The organism is Cronobacter malonaticus LMG 23826 (assembly GCF_001277215.2).
GTDB classification, from domain to species: Bacteria; Pseudomonadota; Gammaproteobacteria; order Enterobacterales; family Enterobacteriaceae; genus Cronobacter; species Cronobacter malonaticus.
This window is the reverse complement of sequence record NZ_CP013940.1, coordinates 3,510,724-3,528,554: the sequence shown is the minus strand read 5'-3', so window position 1 is coordinate 3,528,554 and position 17,831 is coordinate 3,510,724. Positions and strand designations below refer to the sequence as shown.

Here is a 17,831-nt window from a genome sequence, read left to right as displayed (position 1 = left end):
AAGTAGTTTGACCAGAAACCCGGCGCGCCGCAGCGCGCCGACGGTAGTCATGCGGCGCGCAGGGCGTCGTGATAAAGGATATGATTGCGACCCTGATTTTTGGCGGCGTAAAGCGCTTCATCGGCGCGGCGCAGCGCATCTTCAATGTCGTCGTTTTCCAGTGGCGCGATGCCGATGCTCAACGTGACGTTGGTTGCCACACTCTCGTTGAAAATATGAGGAATGCGCAAATCATAAACCCGCTGGCGAATACGCTCGGCGGTAAGTCGGGCGTTCTTTTCATCCGCCTGCGTCAGGAGCACCATAAATTCCTCACCGCCGTAGCGGGTGACGATATCCCGCGAGCGCACACAGTCGCGGATCGCCGCCGACACGCGCGTCAGCGCCTGGTCGCCCATCATATGGCCGTAGTTGTCGTTATAGGCTTTGAAATGGTCGATATCCATCAGCAGCACAAACTGCTGACCAGCATCTGGCGGCAGGTTAGCAAAACGGTTTTCAAAGCCACGCCGGTTACAAAGGCCGGTGAGTGGGTCCATCATACTGAGATCGCTGAGCGTGGCTTTTTCGTCTATCAGCGTCTGCATCATTTGTCGTGCGGAAATATCGTTGCGTCTGCCGATAACGTGCTGAATAACCAGCCCAGTTAAGGGCAGTATCAGCGTGTACGCATAAAGCACAGGGTGCTGGATTTTATCCAGCCACAGGATTGTTGCGATTATTGGCAGGCAGAAAGCAATACCCGGCCCGGGCATATTGATAAATGACAGCGCCGCAATAAACAGCGCGCCGAGCGAAGTAATGAGCAGGCCAGCACCGTCATGAAAAATGCCCCACGAGCTTTTAAACCAGATATTTATTGACCATAACGCGCCGGTCAAAAGCGCTGTCAGGGTAATTGTCTTAAGGCTGAATGCTCGCGTGCGCGTTCGCAGCAGAAGGGCGGCGCAAAGCGCCATCAGGCCTACGGCCGCCCAGGGAATATGTGGAGAGTCATAGAGCGGATCCACAAGATTAAACAGCGCGGAGAAGAGATTAAGAAACAGAAAGCATTTCAGTGAGAGCTGATATTTTTTTTCCGTCAGGGCTCGCCAGTTATTTGCAGTCATATCCATTGGTGACTTATTCAGCGCTATCAGGTGCTTATAAAAGCCGGATAAAATCGAGGCTTATTATACCGCGAAACAGGGAGTAAGAATTTTCTTAACCAGAGCGGCTAATTTATCACCTTCATTCTGATATGTCATTACTTCTTAACTACAGTAAAGCACCGCTAAACTCATATTCGCTGACAAATGAGAATTTATATCATATGATATTGTTTATCATTATCGATACGAGAGGCGAAACGATGTTGTACAGGCGACTGGAAAGTGGTTGGGCCGTCATTTTGCCAGGAGCGGTGGTCGCGATGCTGGCCTGGAAGGAGCTAAGCTGGGAAGCGTGGCGGGTCATTATTGTGCTGGCGCTACTGGCGACCATCGGCATGCTCTATCATCCGCGGCTGCGGCACTATGTATTGCTGCCATCCTGCATCGCTTTCGCCAGCGGATTAATGCTGATCGTATCGCACCTGCATCTGGCGCTGAATTAATGCGGGTTGTGGGACAAACAGGAAATAAACCACAGAAAAAAGCAGAGGGAAGCAGAAGAAGGGATAAAAGAAGTGGTGCGAGGGGGGGGACTTGAACCCCCACGTCCGAAGGACACTAACACCTGAAGCTAGCGCGTCTACCAATTCCGCCACCTTCGCACTGTCTCTTTTATCGTATCGCCATCGCATTGGTGCGAGGGGGGGGACTTGAACCCCCACGTCCGAAGGACACTAACACCTGAAGCTAGCGCGTCTACCAATTCCGCCACCTTCGCGCAGTGCGAGCGATACTTTCTTGCGTGGTCTTTGGTGCGAGGGGGGGGACTTGAACCCCCACGTCCGAAGGACACTAACACCTGAAGCTAGCGCGTCTACCAATTCCGCCACCTTCGCATACCAGCAATACCGGGAAGTATTGCAACCACGGAGGCGCATTCTAGATGTTTTCTGGACTTCGTCAACACTTAATTGCATGCCGCTTTTCCAAATGATGCAAAAAGCGGCATTCGACGCGTGAATACCCTTAACGCTTCGCGTTGCGGCCCATTACGGCGCGATACACCTTAAAGCGGCCGGTCTGCGCCAGCACTTCATGGTTGCCGAAGGTTTCGTCGAGCACGTTGGGATACGGCAGAAACGCGTTCGCCACAATACGCAGTTCGCCGCCGATGTTCAGATGGCGCACTGCGCTGCGAATGAGCGTCTGCGCGGCTTCAAAACTGGTCTCCATGCCGTCGTGGAACGGCGGGTTGGAGATAATCATATCGAAGCGGCCTTTGATTTCAGAGAAGACGTTGCTCGCGACCACTTCACCTTCAAAACCGTTCGCGGCAAGCGTGGCGCGGCTCGCTTCCACCGCAGGCGCGCTCACGTCGCACAGGGTCAGACGCACTTTCGGCGAATGGCTTGCCAGCACTGCGGCCAGCACGCCCGCGCCGCAACCCACGTCCAGCACTTTGCCTTTCGTATGTGGCGAGAGGGTTGAGAGCAGCAGATCGCTGCCGACATCCAGCCCGTCGCGGCTGAAGACGCCCGGCAGGGTTTTGATGGTCAGATCGTCGACCTGGTATTCGCCCCACCAGCCATCGGCATTGAATTCCGGCTGTTTTTCAAGGCGACCGTGATACAGCCCGCAGCGACGCGCGCTATCGACTTTATTAAGCGTGCAGTACGCTTCCAGCATCGCCTCGGCGCTGCGCACGCCGCTGCGGTTTTCGCCCACCACGAAAACATCGGTGCCGACCGGCAGCAGCGACAGCAGGTTCATCAGCTGGAACTGGGCTTCCGGTTTGTTCTTCGGCCAGTAGTAAATCAGGGTATCGCTGTCCGCCACGATATCGGCGTCGGCCACCAGGCCATAGCGCGCGTTATCGCCCATCGGCTTGCTCAGCACCTGCCAGTGGTGGAACTGCTGCGTATGCGCGCGGCTTTGCGCGGTATCAAAACGCGCCGGCAGGTCATCCTGCATATCGCCGGCAAACAGAACGCGGCTTTCGGTAAAATCATCACTGTGGCGCAGCAGAACTTCGCTTGCCGGGGAAAAACCAGACATGAAACACTCCTTCGGAAACTTGAGGGGCGATTATAGTGGTTTGTTGGCGCATGTTCGACGGATTTGCTATATTTGCGGCCCTTCGGCACTGATTCAGGCATCCCTATGACATCCCGACGAGACTGGCGATTACAGCAACTGGGCATTACCCAGTGGGTATTGCGTCGCCCCGCCGCGCTGCTGGGTGAAATCGCCATTGTGCTGCCTCCTCATATTCGCCTGGTCATGGTGGCCGCCGAGCCGCCGCCGCTCACGCAGCCCTTAATAAAAGATGTGCTGCGCGCGCTGGCGCTTAATGCCGATCAGGTGATGCAGTTAACTCCCGATCGCGTGGCGATGCTGCATGACGCCCATTGCAACAGTTGGTGTCTGGGCGTGGACGCGCCGCCTGAGTTGCCCGGCGCCCGGCTGGTGACGCCGGGGCTGGAAACGTTACAGCGCAGCGGTCCGGCGCGCGCCGATCTCTGGCAACAAATTTGTGAGCATGAAGATGATTTCCTTACTGCAGAGCGCTGATCTGCCAGCGGCTTTCGCGATTGAACAGCGGGCTCATGCCTTTCCCTGGAGCGAAAAAACCTTTGCCAGCAACCAGGGCGAGCGCTACCTGAACCTGTGCCTGGATGTCGACGGTAAAATGGCCGCGTTCGCGATTACCCAGGTCGTGCTGGATGAAGCCACGCTGTTTAATATCGCGGTCGACCCGGCCTTTCAGCGCCGCGGCCTGGGCCGCGCGCTGCTGGAACATCTTATCGAGGCGCTTGAGGCGCGCGGCGTGCTGACGCTCTGGCTCGAAGTGCGCGCCTCGAATCACGCGGCGCGCGCGCTCTATGAAAGCCTGGGCTTTAACGAGGCGACGATTCGCCGCAACTATTACCCGACGTCCGACGGGCGCGAAGACGCCATTATCATGGCGCTACCGTTGGGCTGATAATCAAGAAAGGTGACGTAATGAAGTGGGACTGGATTCTTTTTGACGCTGACGAAACGCTGTTTACTTTCGACGCCTTTGGCGGCCTGCAGCGCATGTTCCTGGACTACAGCGTAACGTTTACCGAGCAGGATTTTCACGAATACCAGGCCGTGAATAAACCGCTGTGGGTCGATTACCAGAACGGTGCCATCAGCGCGTTACAGTTGCAGCACCAGCGTTTTCAGGGCTGGGCCGACCGTCTGAGCGTGCCGGCAGGCGATCTGAACAGTGCCTTTTTGAACGCGATGGCGGAGATCTGCGCGCCGCTGCCGGGGGCGGCGTCGCTGCTGGAATCGCTCAAAGGCAAAGTCAAACTGGGCATCATTACCAACGGCTTTACGGCGCTGCAGCAGATCCGTCTTGAGCGCACCGGTTTTCGCGACTATTTTGATTTACTGGTTATCTCCGAACAGGTTGGCGTGGCGAAACCCGCCCCGGAAATCTTCGACTATGCGCTGGAGAAAATGGGCAACCCCGATCGCTCGCGCGTGCTGATGGTGGGCGACACGGCGGAATCCGATATTCTGGGTGGCATCAACGCGGGGCTCGCGACCTGCTGGCTCAACCACCACGGACGCACGCTGCCGGAAGATATCGCCCCGACCTGGCAGGTCACCTCGTTAAGCGAACTGGAGCAACTGCTGTGTAAACAATGATTGTCTGACCCTGGCAGATGGGTAAAATAGCCGCATTTTTCGCTCACTCGCCGCGTGGCGCCTGGCCGCGCGCTTACACAGAAGATTGATTATGACGTTGTCTCCTTATTTGCAAGAGGTGGCCAAGCGCCGCACTTTTGCCATCATTTCGCACCCGGACGCTGGTAAAACGACGATCACCGAAAAGGTGCTGCTGTTCGGACAGGCGATTCAGGTCGCCGGTACGGTAAAAGGCCGCGGTTCCAGCCAGCACGCGAAATCGGACTGGATGGAGATGGAAAAGCAGCGCGGGATTTCTATTACCACTTCCGTGATGCAGTTCCCTTACCATGATTGTCTCGTTAACCTGCTGGACACCCCGGGCCACGAAGACTTCTCGGAAGATACCTACCGCACGCTGACGGCGGTGGACTGCTGCCTGATGGTTATCGATGCCGCGAAAGGCGTTGAGGATCGCACCCGTAAGCTGATGGAAGTCACCCGTCTGCGCGACACGCCGATCCTGACCTTTATGAACAAACTCGACCGTGACATCCGCGATCCGATGGAACTGCTGGATGAAGTGGAAAACGAGCTGAAGATCGCCTGTGCGCCGATCACCTGGCCGATTGGCTGCGGCAAACTCTTTAAAGGCGTTTACCACCTTTATAATGACGAAACCTACCTGTACCAGACCGGTCAGGGCCACACCATTCAGGAAGTCCGCATCGTTAAAGGGCTGGACAACCCGGAGCTGGATCAGGCCGTGGGCGACGAGCTGGCCGCGCAGTTGCGCGACGAGCTGGAACTGGTGAAAGGCGCTTCGCATGAGTTTGACCGCGAACTGTTCCTGAGCGGTGAAATCACGCCGGTGTTCTTCGGGACTGCGCTGGGTAACTTTGGCGTCGATCACATGCTGGATGGCCTGGTGGAGTGGGCGCCTGCGCCGATGCCGCGTCAGACCGATGGCCGCGTGGTTGAAGCAAGCGAAGAGAAGTTCTCCGGTTTCGTGTTTAAAATTCAGGCCAACATGGACCCGAAACACCGCGACCGCGTGGCATTTATGCGCGTGGTATCCGGTAAATATGAAAAGGGCATGAAGCTGCGCCAGGTGCGTACTGGTAAAGATGTGGTTATCTCCGACGCGCTGACCTTTATGGCGGGCGACCGTTCGCATGTCGAAGAGGCGTATCCGGGCGATATTATCGGTCTGCACAACCACGGTACGATTCAGATTGGCGATACCTTCACGCAGGGTGAAAGCATGAAGTTCACCGGTATCCCGAACTTCGCCCCGGAACTGTTCCGCCGTATTCGCCTGAAAGATCCGCTCAAGCAGAAACAGCTGCTGAAAGGGCTGGTTCAGCTCTCAGAAGAGGGCGCGGTGCAGGTGTTCCGTCCGCTCTCCAACAACGATCTGATCGTTGGCGCGGTTGGCGTGCTGCAGTTTGATGTCGTTATGTCGCGTCTTAAGAGCGAATACAGCGTTGAGGCGATTTACGAATCGGTCAACGTGGCGACGGCCCGTTGGGTGGAGTGTGACGACGCGAAGAAATTCGAAGAGTTCAAACGTAAGAACGAGGTTCAGCTGGCGCTGGATGGCGGCGACAACCTGACGTATATCGCCCCGACCATGGTCAACCTTAACCTTACACAGGAGCGTTACCCGGACGTGACCTTCCGTAAAACGCGCGAGCACTAATCCCCTTCAGGACGCGGCAAAGCCGCGTCCTGCCTCGTTTTCCCTCCTTTTCTCCGCCATGCGGAATGTTCTTAAATTCCTGCTTTCTCTGCTGTTTTGGCGATTTTTCCCGCCGTTGCCCAGGCGTTTTTGCGAAGCTGATCTATATTTAACAATGTGATGACAACGTCGTCGGGATGAAATGCCGCTAAGCGCTTCTCATCCGGTGATTCATCATCATAAACGTTATTATTGCCATATTAATAACTGAGTTTTCGCAACGCGACGGCTGTCTGACTGACCCTCTGACGATGCCTTGCCGGCGCGGCGCGAATAACTCATCAGCGGTGCTTATGCCTGCTGTTAGGAAAGCCGCTGACGTGGCGGCTTGCGGCTCAAATTCTGAGCAAACTACAGGAACGAATCGATGAACAAGACTAAGATTTCAAAAACTCTGCTGGCTGTTGTGTTGGGTTCTGTCATGGCGTCCTCTTCTGCATTCGCAGAGAACTCCGCCGTTGAAAGCACCAAATCTACCGCGGATAGCGCAGGGCAAAAAATCGATAGCTCTATGAATAAAGTCGGTAACTTCATGGACGATAGCGCCATCACCGCTAAAGTTAAAGCGGCGCTGGTAGATGACGAACAGATTAAGAGCACCGACATCTCTGTTAAAACTGAGAAAAGCGTGGTGACGCTGAGCGGCTTCGTTGAAAGCCAGGCCCAGGCCGAAGAAGCGGTGAAAATCGCCAAAGGCGTTGAAGGCGTTTCTTCTGTCAGCGACAAGCTGCACGTACGCGACGGTAAAGACAAGTCGGTGAAAGGTTATGCGGGTGACGCGGCCACCACCAGCGAAATCAAAGCGAAACTGCTGGCGGATGACATCGTTCCTTCGCGTAATGTGAAAGTCGAAACCACCGACGGTGTGGTGCAGCTTTCCGGTCACGTCGAGTCTGAAAAACAGTCTCAGCGCGCAGAAAGCATCGCAAAAGCAGTTGATGGCGTGAAGAGCGTCAAAAACGATCTAAAAGTGAAGTCGTAACAGGCATGCCCCTCTCCCGGTTCGCGCCGGGAGGGAAGGTAAGCACTATCAGCTGGATGACACCGCCAGTGGACGCTGCGTTCATTAAGAAGCGGTATAAAGATTAACTATGGTAAAGGAGAGTCTTATGTTTCGTTGGGGCATTATCTTTCTGGTTATCGCGTTGATTGCGGCCGCTCTGGGCTTTGGTGGCCTGGCAGGTACCGCAGCAGGCGCAGCGAAAATCGTATTTGTTGTTGGTATTATTCTGTTCCTGGTTAGCCTTTTTATGGGCCGTCGTCGCCCATAGTGTGATAAAAGATAACTGACAGACGGCAAAGCCAGTCCCTGTGACTGGCTTTGCTGGTTTATGGCACCGTAAAACGTTCGCGCGGCGCGCGACGGATAACAACAGGAAAGCAGGGTGGGACAACGTATTCCCGTAACGCCGGGCAGCATAGCGCCGCTGGCGGTGAAACCGTTTCGTCCCGGTAAGCTGGCTATCGTCTGTGAAGGTGGCGGTCAGCGCGGGATCTTTACTGCCGGCGTGCTGGACGAATTCATGCGCGCGCAATTCAACCCGTTCGACTTCTTTCTCGGCACCTCTGCCGGGGCGCAAAACCTGTCAGCGTACGTCTGTAACCAGCCTGGCTACGCCCGGCGCGTCATTACCCGCTTTACCACCTCTCGCGATTTCTTTGACCCGGTGCGCTTTGTGCGCGGCGGCAATCTTATCGATCTCGACTGGCTGACCGAAGCCACGTCCGCCCGTATGCCGCTCAATATGGGCAACGCGATGCGGCTGTTTGACGACGGCAAAGCGTTTTATATGTGCGCCTGTCGACGCGATGACTACTCGCCCGGCTATTTCGCGCCGCAGGAGAGCAACTGGCTGGAGATTGTTCGCGCCTCCAGCGCCATTCCGGGCTTCTATCGCCCCGGCGTAGATATCAACGGTGTGAACTATTTTGACGGCGGCGTGAGCGATGCGATTCCGGTGCGCGAGGCGGCGCGCCTCGGTGCCACGACGCTGGTCGTTATCCGCACCGTGCCGTCGCAGATGTACTACACGCCGCAGTGGTTCAAGCGCATGGAGCGCTGGTTGACCGACAGCAGCCTGCAGCCGTTGCTCAATCTGGTTCAGCACCACGAAAAAACCTATCGCGAGATTCAGGAATTTATTGAGAACCCGCCCGGTAAACTGCGGGTTTTCGAAATTTCTCCGCCCCGCGCGCTGACCAGCATGGCGCTCGGCAGCCGTCTTCCGGCGCTGATGGAAGATTACAAACTGGGGCGTCTGTGCGGGCGCTATTTCCTGGCCACTGTCGGCAAACTGCTGGTCAGCAAGCCGCCGCTGCGCCGTTACGGTACGCGGCCAGTGCTGCCGATTGCTGAACCGGCCGCGGTTGCCGCGGCGGCTGAAGTGCTGGCACCTGTCGTACCGGAAACCACCATCGTGGTGCCGCCGGCGACCGTCGCTAACGATGCGCTGGACGCGCCGCTGGTCAAAACCGAGCAGGCGAACGACGCGACGTTCAGCGATGAGGATCTGGCATGATGCGACGCTTTATCGACACCCACTGCCATTTTGATTTCCCGCCCTTTACCGGCACCGAGGCTGAAAGCCTGGCGCAGGCAGCGTCGGCAGGCGTTGAGCATATTATTGTGCCTGCGGTGGAAGCCGCGCGCTTCGCGACAGTGCTGGAGCTTGCCACACGTTTCCCGGCGCTGTGGGCGGCCATCGGTTTGCATCCTATTGTTATTGGCAACCATAACGATGCGAGCCTCGCGCTGCTGGAGCATCATCTGCAACAGCAGGCGGAAAAACTGGTGGCGATAGGCGAGATTGGGCTCGATCTCTACATGGAAAATCCGCTGTTTGAACGCCAGGAAGCGATACTCGACGCCCAGTTGCGGCTCGCGAAACGCTATGATCTGCCGGTGATCCTGCATTCGCGCCGCACCCACGATAAACTCGCGATGCACCTTAAGCGCCACGCGCTGCCCTGTACCGGCGTGGTGCATGGCTTCGCGGGCAGCCTGCAACAGGCGCAACGCTTTGTGGATCTCGGCTACCGGATCGGCGTGGGCGGCACCATTACCTATCCGCGTGCGCAAAAAACGCGTGACGTTATGGCAAAACTGCCGCTGTCTGCGCTACTGCTGGAGACCGACGCGCCCGATATGCCGCTGAACGGCTGGCAGGGGCAGCCGAACCGCCCGGAGCGCGTTAACGGCGTGTTTGAGGTGCTTTGCGAGTTGCGCCCTGAGCCGCCGGACGTTATCGCTCATACTCTCTTCGAAAATACCCGCGCGCTATTCCCACGTCTCAAAATGTGACCCACTGTCCACGCTTGTTTAAAAAAGCGTAAAGCGTCTGGATTTCAGCAGATTCCCTGTCGTTAAATCGCGCCGCCTGCCTGCGCGGGACAACATAATTCACTCATATCTCAGGGATACTGTATGCAAATATTGATGGGCCTGGTGGGAATGCTGGCGCTGCTTTTCATCGCGGTCGCACTCTCCAGTAACAGAAAAGCGATTAATCTTCGCACCGTCGTGGGTGCCTGGCTGATTCAGATTGCTATCGGCGCGCTGGTGCTCTACGTGCCTGCGGGGCGCAAAGTGCTGCTGGCGATGTCTGAAGGGGTAGCGAACGTTATCGCTTACGGCAATGACGGCATCTCGTTTCTTTTTGGCGGGCTGGTGTCGGACAAAATGTTTGAGGTGTTCGGCGGCGGCGGGTTTATCTTCGCGTTGCGCGTTCTGCCGGTTATCGTCTTCTTCTCCTCGCTTATCGCGGTGCTCTATTATCTCGGTATCATGCAACTGGTGATCCGCCTGCTGGGCGGCGCGCTGCGTAAAGTGCTGAAAACCTCCCGTACTGAATCACTCTCGGCGACCGCCAATATTTTTGTCGGCCAGACCGAAGCGCCGCTGGTGGTGCGCCCGTACATCGCCACGATGACCCGCTCTGAGCTCTTTGCCGTGATGTGCGGCGGCCTGGCGTCGGTGGCAGGCTCAGTACTGGCGGGCTATGCCCAGATGGGCGTGCCGCTGGAATACCTGATTGCGGCGTCCTTTATGGCGGCCCCTGGCGGACTGCTGTTCGCCAAAATCATTATTCCGGAGACGGAAACCCCGCACGACGCGCCGCAACTCGATACCACGCAGCGCGATCCCGACAGTCCGTCGAACGTGCTGGACGCCGCCGCCTCTGGTGCGTCCGCCGGGATGCAACTGGCGCTTAACGTTGGCGCGATGCTGCTGGCGTTTGTAGCGCTTATCGCGCTGCTGAATGGCATGCTCTCCGGCATCGGCGGCTGGTTTAATCACCCGGAGCTATCGTTGCAACTGATCCTCGGCTGGCTGTTCTCGCCGGTGGCATGGCTGATTGGCGTGCCGTGGGATGAGGCGATGGTCGCGGGCTCGTTTATCGGTCAGAAGCTCATCATCAACGAATTCGTGGCATATATGAATTTCGGCGAATACCTGAAAGAGGACGCTGCGGTAGCGGCGGCGGGCTTGCAGGTGCTCTCTGACCATACTAAAGCGATTATTTCTTTCGCGCTGTGCGGATTTGCTAACCTTTCTTCTATCGCCATCCTGATTGGCGGCCTTGGCAGCATGGCTCCCAACCGTCGTCATGAAGTCGCGCAACTCGGGCTTAAGGCCGTAGCGGCCGGTACGCTCTCTAACCTGATGAGCGCGACGATTGCTGGACTGTTTCTCGCGCTGTAGCAGGATGTGAGAATGTTATTATTTTCACATTTTCGGTGATATTCAGGCTGGCGTCGCGCCAGCCTTTTTTATTTCCGGCGCACGATTCCGACTGTCATAATGTTGTGTTAATCACATATAATGGCGCAAAGTATGCAAACAGTACTTTGTAATTTGTGAAACAAGACACAAAATCACCCTGCCTGTCGGTGTTAGAATTTTAACATTGATAGCAATGATGTGCGGTGAGACGGATCTCAGCGTGACGGCGGATGACGCCGCTCTTCTTCATGGAACCACGACCGCTCCAACGTGTTGAGTTTCTCACCCGAGATGCATTTTTTAGTTGGAGAAAGTTATGACCGATTTAACCAAAAGCAGCCTGCGTGCGCTGCAACTGATGGACCTCACCACCCTGAATGACGACGACACCAATGAAAAAGTGATCGCCTTATGTCGTCAGGCTAAAACCCCGGTGGGCAACACCGCCGCGGTCTGCATCTACCCGCGCTTTATCCCGATCGCCCGTAAAACGCTGAACGAGCAGGGGACGCCGGATATCCGTATCGCCACTGTCACTAACTTCCCGCACGGTAACGACGACATCGACATCGCGCTGGCGGAAACCCGCGCGGCTATCGCCTATGGCGCAGACGAAGTGGACGTGGTCTTCCCGTACCGCGCGCTGATGGCGGGCAATGAGCAGGTGGGCTTTGACCTGGTGAAAGCCTGTAAAGACGCCTGCGCGGCGGCCAACGTGCTGCTGAAAGTGATTATCGAAACCGGCGAACTGAAAGAAGAAGCCCTGATCCGCAAGGCGTCTGAAATCTCCATCAAAGCGGGTGCTGATTTCATCAAAACCTCAACCGGTAAAGTGCCGGTGAACGCGACGCCGGAAAGCGCCCGCATCATGCTGGAAGTGATCCGCGATATGGGCGTGGCGAAAACCGTGGGCTTTAAACCGGCAGGCGGCGTGCGCACAGCGGAAGACGCGGCCAAATATCTGGCGGTCGCCGATGAACTGCTGGGTGCCGACTGGGCCGATGCCCGTCACTACCGCTTTGGCGCGTCCAGCCTGCTGGCAAGCCTGCTTCAGGCGCTTGGCCACGGCGACGGCAAAAGCGCCAGCAGCTACTAAGCCACGTTGTGCCTGATGGCGTTTTGCCATCAGGCCAACCGAAACACCGGGCGGGGGCTTCGCGTGACCCGCCATCGTTCTTCCTTATTCACGGGGGGTACCGTGTTCCTCGCTCAAGAAATTATTCGTAAAAAGCGCGACGGCCATGCGCTCAGCGACGAAGAGATCCGCTTTTTTATTAACGGCATTCGCGATAACACCGTGTCCGAAGGCCAGATCGCCGCGCTGGCGATGACGATTTTCTTTCACGACATGACCATGCCGGAGCGAGTCTCGCTGACGATGGCGATGCGCGATTCCGGCACCGTGCTGGACTGGAAAAGCCTGAACCTTAACGGCCCGGTCGTGGATAAACACTCCACCGGCGGCGTGGGCGACGTGACCTCGCTGATGCTTGGCCCGATGGTGGCGGCGTGCGGCGGTTACATTCCGATGATTTCCGGGCGCGGGCTGGGCCACACTGGCGGCACCCTCGATAAACTGGAAGCGATCCCGGGGTTTGATATTTTCCCTGACGACAATCGCTTTCGCGACATTATTAAAAACGTCGGCGTGGCGATAATTGGCCAGACCAACTCGCTGGCACCGGCGGATAAACGCTTCTACGCCACGCGCGATATTACCGCGACCGTTGATTCTATTCCGCTTATCACCGCTTCTATCCTCGCGAAAAAGCTCGCCGAAGGGCTGGACGCGCTGGTGATGGACGTGAAAGTGGGTAGCGGGGCATTTATGCCGACCTATGCGCTCTCTGAAGAGCTGGCGCAGGCGATCGTCGGCGTGGCGAATGGCGCAGGCGTGCGCACAACCGCGCTGCTGACCGACATGAATGAAGTGCTGGCTTCCAGCGCCGGTAACGCGGTGGAAGTGCGTGAGGCGGTGCGCTTCCTGACCGGCGATTACCGCAACCCGCGCCTGCTGGAAGTGACGATGGCGCTGTGCGTCGAGATGTTGCTCTCCGGGGGGCTTGCGAAAGACGAGACCGAAGCGCGCGCGAAGCTACAACAGGTCCTGGACAACGGCCAGGCGGCGGAGATTTTCGGGCGCATGGTGGCCGCGCAAAACGGCCCGGCGGATTTTGTCGACAACTACGATCGCTACCTGCCTGCGGCCACGCTCAGCAAAGCGGTTTATGCCGACCGTTCCGGCTTTGTTACGCAAATGGATACCCGCGCGCTCGGCATGGCGGTCGTGGCCATGGGCGGCGGTCGCCGTCAGGCGTCCGACAGCATTGATTACAGCGTCGGCCTGACCGATATGGCGCGTCTTGGCGAACAGGTTGACGGCGAGCGTCCGCTGGCCATCATCCACGCGAAGAGCGAAGCGAGCTGGCAGGAAGCGGCGGCGGCCGTTAAAGCGGCCATCAACGTTGACGATACGGCGGCGAAAACGTCACCGGTTGTCTATCGCAGAATCAGCGAATAAGTGGCATACTGATCTGATCACTTTTTTACAGCGCAATAGGTACGGAGAAAATATGAAACGTGCATTTATTATGGTGCTGGACTCCTTTGGTATTGGCGCGACAGAAGACGCGGAACGCTTTGGCGACGCGGGTTCTGACACCCTTGGCCACATCGCCGAGGCCTGCGCCAAAGGTGAAGCAGACATCGGCCGTAAAGGCCCGCTGCATCTGCCGAATCTGACGAAGCTGGGCCTTGCAAAAGCGCATGAAGGCGCCACTGGCTTTATTCCTGCCGGCATGGACGGCAATGCGGAAATCACCGGCGCATACGCCTGGGCGCATGAGCTTTCCTCCGGTAAAGATACGCCGTCAGGCCACTGGGAAATCGCCGGTGTGCCCGTGCTGTTCGACTGGGGTTATTTCACCGACGAGAAAAACAGCTTCCCGCAGGAGCTGCTCGACAAGCTGGTGGAACGCGCCAACCTGCCGGGTTACCTCGGTAACTGCCACTCCTCCGGGACGGTGATTCTGGACGAGCTGGGCGAAGAGCATATGAAAACCGGCAAGCCGATTTTCTACACCTCCGCCGACTCCGTCTTCCAGATTGCCTGCCATGAAGAGACGTTCGGCCTGGACCGCCTTTATGAGCTGTGCGAAATCGCGCGTGAAGAGCTGACCGAAGGCGGCTACAACATTGGCCGCGTTATCGCGCGTCCGTTTGTCGGCGACAAAGCGGGCAACTTCCAGCGTACCGGCAACCGTCACGACCTGGCCGTTGAGCCGCCGTCGCCGGTCGTGCTGAAAAAGCTGGTGGACGAGAAGGGCGGTCACGTGGTGTCTGTCGGTAAAATCGCGGATATCTATGCCAACATGGGCATCACTAAAAAAGTGAAAGCCACTGGCCTTGACGCGCTGTTTGACGCCACCATCAAAGAGATGAAAGAAGCGGGCGACAACACCATCGTCTTCACCAACTTTGTGGACTTTGACTCCTCCTGGGGCCATCGACGCGATGTTGCAGGCTACGCGGGCGGCCTTGAGCTGTTTGACCGCCGCCTGCCGGAGCTGCTGGAGCTGGTTGGCGAAGATGACATCATCATTTTTACCGCGGATCACGGCTGCGACCCGACCTGGAAAGGCACCGATCACACCCGCGAGCATATTCCGGTGCTGGTCTACGGCCCGAAAGTGAAACCGGGCTCGCTCGGTCACCGCGATACCTTTGCTGATATCGGCCAGACTGTCGCCAAATACTTTGGCCTGTCTGACATGGAATACGGCAAGGCTCTATTTTAACTGACGATAGTCAGTTGCAGGCCGGGTGTGCCGCCGCCGCCCGGCAACATAAAAAACTAAAAAGGAAACAGAGATGGCAACCCCACATATTAACGCTGAGATGGGCGATTTCGCGGACGTTGTGCTGATGCCGGGCGACCCGCTGCGTGCAAAACACATTGCAGAAACCTTCCTGGAAGACGTGCGCGAAGTGAACAACGTGCGCGGCATGCTGGGTTTCACCGGGACTTACAAAGGCCGTAAGATTTCCGTTATGGGCCACGGCATGGGTATCCCGTCCTGCTCTATTTACACCAAAGAGCTGATCACCGATTTCGGCGTGAAGAAAATCATCCGCGTCGGCTCCTGCGGCGCGGTGCGTGCAGACGTTAAGCTGCGCGATGTGGTTATCGGCATGGGCGCGTGCACCGATTCCAAAGTGAACCGCCTGCGTTTCAAAGATCACGATTTCGCGGCGATCGCGGATTTCGACATGGTGCGTAACGCGGTAGACGCGGCGAAAGCGCTGGGCGTGGAAGCGCGCGTAGGTAACATCTTCTCCGCAGACCTGTTCTATACGCCGGACCCGTCAATGTTCGACGTGATGGAGAAATACGGCATCCTGGGCGTGGAAATGGAAGCGGCAGGCATCTACGGCGTGGCGGCGGAATTCGGCGCGAAAGCGCTGACCATCTGCACCGTGTCCGACCATATCCGTACCCACGAGCAGACCACCGCGGCAGAGCGTCAGACCACGTTTAACGACATGATCAAGATTGCGCTGGAATCCGTGCTGCTGGGCGATAAAGAGTAATTTTCGCTGGTTAAAGTGAAAGAAAAGGGCGCTGCGGCGCCCTTTTTTATTGGGCGGGAAAAGGCAAAGGAAACGGCGGGTGCGCTGCGCTTACCCGCCCTACGCACGGAAAGGCTATGTTTTGTAGGGTGGGTAAGCGAAGCGCACCCGCCAGTGGCGCAGGGTTTTGTGGTTTTGTAGGGTGGGTAAGCGCAGCGCACCCACCAGTGTTGACTTAACGCACCGCCTGCGCCATCCACGCGCCTACTTCGCGTAACTCCGTGGCCTGGTCGGGAAACTCATTCACTAACGCCTCGCAAACTTCCTGCAACGCGCTGGCCTGATACACGCAGCCCTGCAACCGGCTCGCCAGCGCCTCCAGCGGCGCGGGGTTCAGGCTGTCGGTAAAAAGCTGCGTGCGGGTGATATGCCCTTTTTCCACGTCGAAATGCAGCTCCACGCCGCCCCAGACAAACCGCTCGTCGAGTTGATGCGTAAAAGCGGGTGCCTGGCCGAAATTCCACTCCCAGCTACTCTGGCGCGCGAACGTTTCGGCAAAGCCGGGCAGATCCGGAAACGCGTCCGGGGAAATCACCTCGGCGGCCACCCGCTCACCGTAATACGTGAAAAACGCCTCCGTCACGGCCTCGCAGATCTGCGCATGCGTCACGCCGGGTTTGAGATCGTGAATATTGGCGACGCGCCCGCGCACGGAGGTGATCCCCTTCGCCTGGAGCTTTTTCTTATCGGGGTTCAGGTAATTCGCCAGCCGGCTTAAATCGGCGTTCAGCAAGAGCGTGCCGTGATGGAAGCCGCGATCCATCGTCTCGCGGTAGGCGGAGCCGGAAATTTTGCGCGGCCCTTCGGCGGTTTCTACCACCAAATCGTTGCGCCCGGAGGCTGATGCCGGAATGCCAAGCTGCGTCAGCGCGTTAATCACAATCGCGGTCGAGACGCTTTTGTCATATTCCGGTTTGCCCGCCATAAAGGTAAAACAGGTGTTGCCGAGATCGTGGAACACCGCGCCGCCGCCGCTGCTGCGCCGCGCCAGACGCACATTATCTTCCTCCATCCGGCGCGTGTTGCACTCTTTCCACGGGTTCTGCGCCCGGCCAATCACGACGGTGTCGGCGTTGCGCCAGAGGAACAGCACGCGCTGGGTGGCAGGCATCTGGCGGAAGATGCACTCTTCCACCGCCAGGTTAAACCAGGGATCGTAAGAATCGGAAATAAGCAGGCGTAAAGAGGACACAGGCGTTTTCCCTAAAGCATTGAAGAACGCCCATTATATCACGCGGCGTCAGGCGCGTTTGTCGTCTGCGGGCGTCTCAGGCTCGCTCTCTTCTTCCGGCACCGATCTGCTGGCGGTGAGCAGGAACGGCGACTGTTGCCAGCGCGTGCGTTTGCCCTGGAGCAGCGTGCGGGTCAGTACGATGCCGATAGCGAGCGCCAGTAACATCATCAGGCGCAAAATATTGGTGGTGTTATCCACCTGGCGCGCTTCGGTCGGCAGGCTGTGGGTGTCGAGCGTGAGCCGCAGGTAGCCCACCGGGCCGCTCTTATCCTGCACCGGCTGAACGATCTGCTGGTTGAAGTAACTGCCCGCTTTTTTGCCGTCGAGCGCCAGCCGGTCGCGTACGTTGACGCTCTCGCCCGCGCGGGCGATCAGTTCGCCCTGCTGGTCATAGACGCTGGCGTCCAGAATGCGGCTCTCGTCGGTCAACTGGTTCAGCATGGCCGCGACGCGTTTTTCATCCGGATTTTCGCCCTTAATCAGCGGCGCGAGGCTGTAGCTGACCTGGCGGGCCAGCGTGCGGGCAAGCTCTTCCATCTGAATATTGCGCGACTGCTGATGGCTCTGGCTAAACCAGGACGCGCCCTGCATCAGCGCCACCAGCAACGCCAGACAGATAAGTACAATCACTGCGCGATGCAGCCGAAATTTGAGTTTTGCCCGGGCCATAAAGTACCTGCTTAAATTTTGAAGCTTAATGTTGCCAGAAGCGCCGCAGACAAGGTAGCCTCATGCGTTGTTTTGTCCCGCCCC

General features: G+C 57.5%; 18 protein-coding genes and 3 tRNA genes. 14 read left to right on the top strand and 7 right to left on the bottom strand.

Going from position 1 to position 17,831, the window contains the following annotated elements:
• Positions 1-47: 47 nt before the first annotated feature.
• Positions 48-1,115 (bottom strand): GGDEF domain-containing protein, encoded by a 1,068-nt coding sequence (locus AFK66_RS16535; protein WP_007776368.1) that lies wholly within the window; start codon positions 1,113-1,115, stop codon positions 48-50.
• Between the two features lie 197 nt (positions 1,116-1,312).
• Here AFK66_RS16535 and AFK66_RS16530 point away from each other — a divergent pair, with 197 nt between their 5' ends.
• The gene (locus AFK66_RS16530) at positions 1,313-1,594 is read left to right on the top strand and encodes a DUF1435 domain-containing protein (RefSeq protein WP_007776369.1); all 282 of its coding nucleotides are present in this window, start codon (positions 1,313-1,315) and stop codon (positions 1,592-1,594) included.
• A 73-nt stretch (positions 1,595-1,667) separates the two neighbouring features.
• Here AFK66_RS16530 and AFK66_RS16525 read toward each other — a convergent pair.
• From AFK66_RS16525 to rsmC, 4 genes are all read right to left on the bottom strand, one after another.
• A tRNA-Leu gene (locus tag AFK66_RS16525) sits at positions 1,668-1,753 on the bottom strand.
• 30 nt (positions 1,754-1,783) lie between these two features.
• Positions 1,784-1,869 (bottom strand) — tRNA-Leu (locus AFK66_RS16520).
• A 32-nt stretch (positions 1,870-1,901) separates the two neighbouring features.
• Positions 1,902-1,987, bottom strand: a tRNA-Leu gene (locus AFK66_RS16515).
• 130 nt (positions 1,988-2,117) lie between these two features.
• Positions 2,118-3,146, bottom strand: a complete 1,029-nt coding sequence (rsmC, locus tag AFK66_RS16510; protein ID WP_023899481.1) for a 16S rRNA (guanine(1207)-N(2))-methyltransferase RsmC — start codon at positions 3,144-3,146, stop codon at positions 2,118-2,120.
• A gap of 105 nt (positions 3,147-3,251) precedes the next feature.
• On the opposite strand from rsmC, the gene AFK66_RS16505 reads away from it, so the two are divergent.
• The 13 genes from AFK66_RS16505 (at position 3,252) to deoD (ending at position 15,805) form a co-directional block, all read left to right on the top strand.
• Positions 3,252-3,662: a DNA polymerase III subunit psi gene (locus tag AFK66_RS16505; RefSeq protein ID WP_032983477.1), complete on the top strand. Its 411-nt coding sequence runs from the start codon at positions 3,252-3,254 to the stop codon at positions 3,660-3,662.
• Positions 3,631-4,074, top strand: coding sequence for a ribosomal protein S18-alanine N-acetyltransferase (gene rimI, locus AFK66_RS16500; RefSeq protein ID WP_032983476.1), 444 nt, complete (start codon positions 3,631-3,633; stop codon positions 4,072-4,074). The genes AFK66_RS16505 and rimI overlap by 32 nt, the downstream gene beginning before the upstream one ends.
• 20 nt (positions 4,075-4,094) lie before the next feature.
• On the top strand, positions 4,095-4,772 hold the full coding sequence (yjjG, locus tag AFK66_RS16495; RefSeq protein ID WP_007778870.1) for a pyrimidine 5'-nucleotidase: 678 nt from the start codon (positions 4,095-4,097) through the stop codon (positions 4,770-4,772).
• Positions 4,773-4,863: 91 nt separating this feature from the next.
• A complete protein-coding gene (gene prfC, locus AFK66_RS16490; RefSeq protein ID WP_004386477.1) occupies positions 4,864-6,453 on the top strand; it encodes a peptide chain release factor 3 in 1,590 nt (529 codons plus the stop codon).
• Positions 6,454-6,859: 406 nt separating this feature from the next.
• Positions 6,860-7,474: a molecular chaperone OsmY gene (gene osmY / locus AFK66_RS16485; RefSeq protein WP_007778875.1), complete on the top strand. Its 615-nt coding sequence runs from the start codon at positions 6,860-6,862 to the stop codon at positions 7,472-7,474.
• A gap of 127 nt (positions 7,475-7,601) precedes the next feature.
• Entirely contained in the window at positions 7,602-7,763 is a 162-nt protein-coding gene (locus AFK66_RS21695; RefSeq protein WP_002437547.1) for a DUF1328 domain-containing protein, read from the top strand.
• Between the two features lie 114 nt (positions 7,764-7,877).
• The gene (locus tag AFK66_RS16480) at positions 7,878-9,011 is read left to right on the top strand and encodes a patatin-like phospholipase family protein (protein ID WP_023899476.1); all 1,134 of its coding nucleotides are present in this window, start codon (positions 7,878-7,880) and stop codon (positions 9,009-9,011) included.
• A complete protein-coding gene (locus AFK66_RS16475) occupies positions 9,008-9,793 on the top strand; it encodes a metal-dependent hydrolase (RefSeq protein ID WP_007778879.1) in 786 nt (261 codons plus the stop codon). The genes AFK66_RS16480 and AFK66_RS16475 overlap by 4 nt, the downstream gene beginning before the upstream one ends.
• A 123-nt stretch (positions 9,794-9,916) precedes the next feature.
• A complete protein-coding gene (locus tag AFK66_RS16470) occupies positions 9,917-11,194 on the top strand; it encodes a NupC/NupG family nucleoside CNT transporter (protein ID WP_007778881.1) in 1,278 nt (425 codons plus the stop codon).
• Between the two features lie 337 nt (positions 11,195-11,531).
• Positions 11,532-12,311, top strand: a complete 780-nt coding sequence (gene deoC / locus AFK66_RS16465; protein ID WP_007790471.1) for a deoxyribose-phosphate aldolase — start codon at positions 11,532-11,534, stop codon at positions 12,309-12,311.
• A 102-nt stretch (positions 12,312-12,413) separates the two neighbouring features.
• Positions 12,414-13,736, top strand: a complete 1,323-nt coding sequence (deoA, locus tag AFK66_RS16460; RefSeq protein ID WP_007779616.1) for a thymidine phosphorylase — start codon at positions 12,414-12,416, stop codon at positions 13,734-13,736.
• 52 nt (positions 13,737-13,788) lie between these two features.
• On the top strand, positions 13,789-15,012 hold the full coding sequence (gene deoB, locus AFK66_RS16455; protein WP_007779619.1) for a phosphopentomutase: 1,224 nt from the start codon (positions 13,789-13,791) through the stop codon (positions 15,010-15,012).
• 73 nt (positions 15,013-15,085) lie between these two features.
• On the top strand, positions 15,086-15,805 hold the full coding sequence (gene deoD / locus AFK66_RS16450; protein ID WP_004386471.1) for a purine-nucleoside phosphorylase: 720 nt from the start codon (positions 15,086-15,088) through the stop codon (positions 15,803-15,805).
• 214 nt (positions 15,806-16,019) lie between these two features.
• Here the strand turns inward: deoD and lplA are convergent, their stop codons facing one another.
• Both lplA and AFK66_RS16440 read right to left on the bottom strand, forming a co-directional pair.
• Positions 16,020-17,036, bottom strand: a complete 1,017-nt coding sequence (lplA, locus tag AFK66_RS16445; RefSeq protein WP_007780233.1) for a lipoate--protein ligase — start codon at positions 17,034-17,036, stop codon at positions 16,020-16,022.
• A gap of 48 nt (positions 17,037-17,084) precedes the next feature.
• Positions 17,085-17,747 (bottom strand): YtjB family periplasmic protein, encoded by a 663-nt coding sequence (locus AFK66_RS16440; RefSeq protein ID WP_004385879.1) that lies wholly within the window; start codon positions 17,745-17,747, stop codon positions 17,085-17,087.
• Positions 17,748-17,831 lie beyond the last annotated feature (84 nt).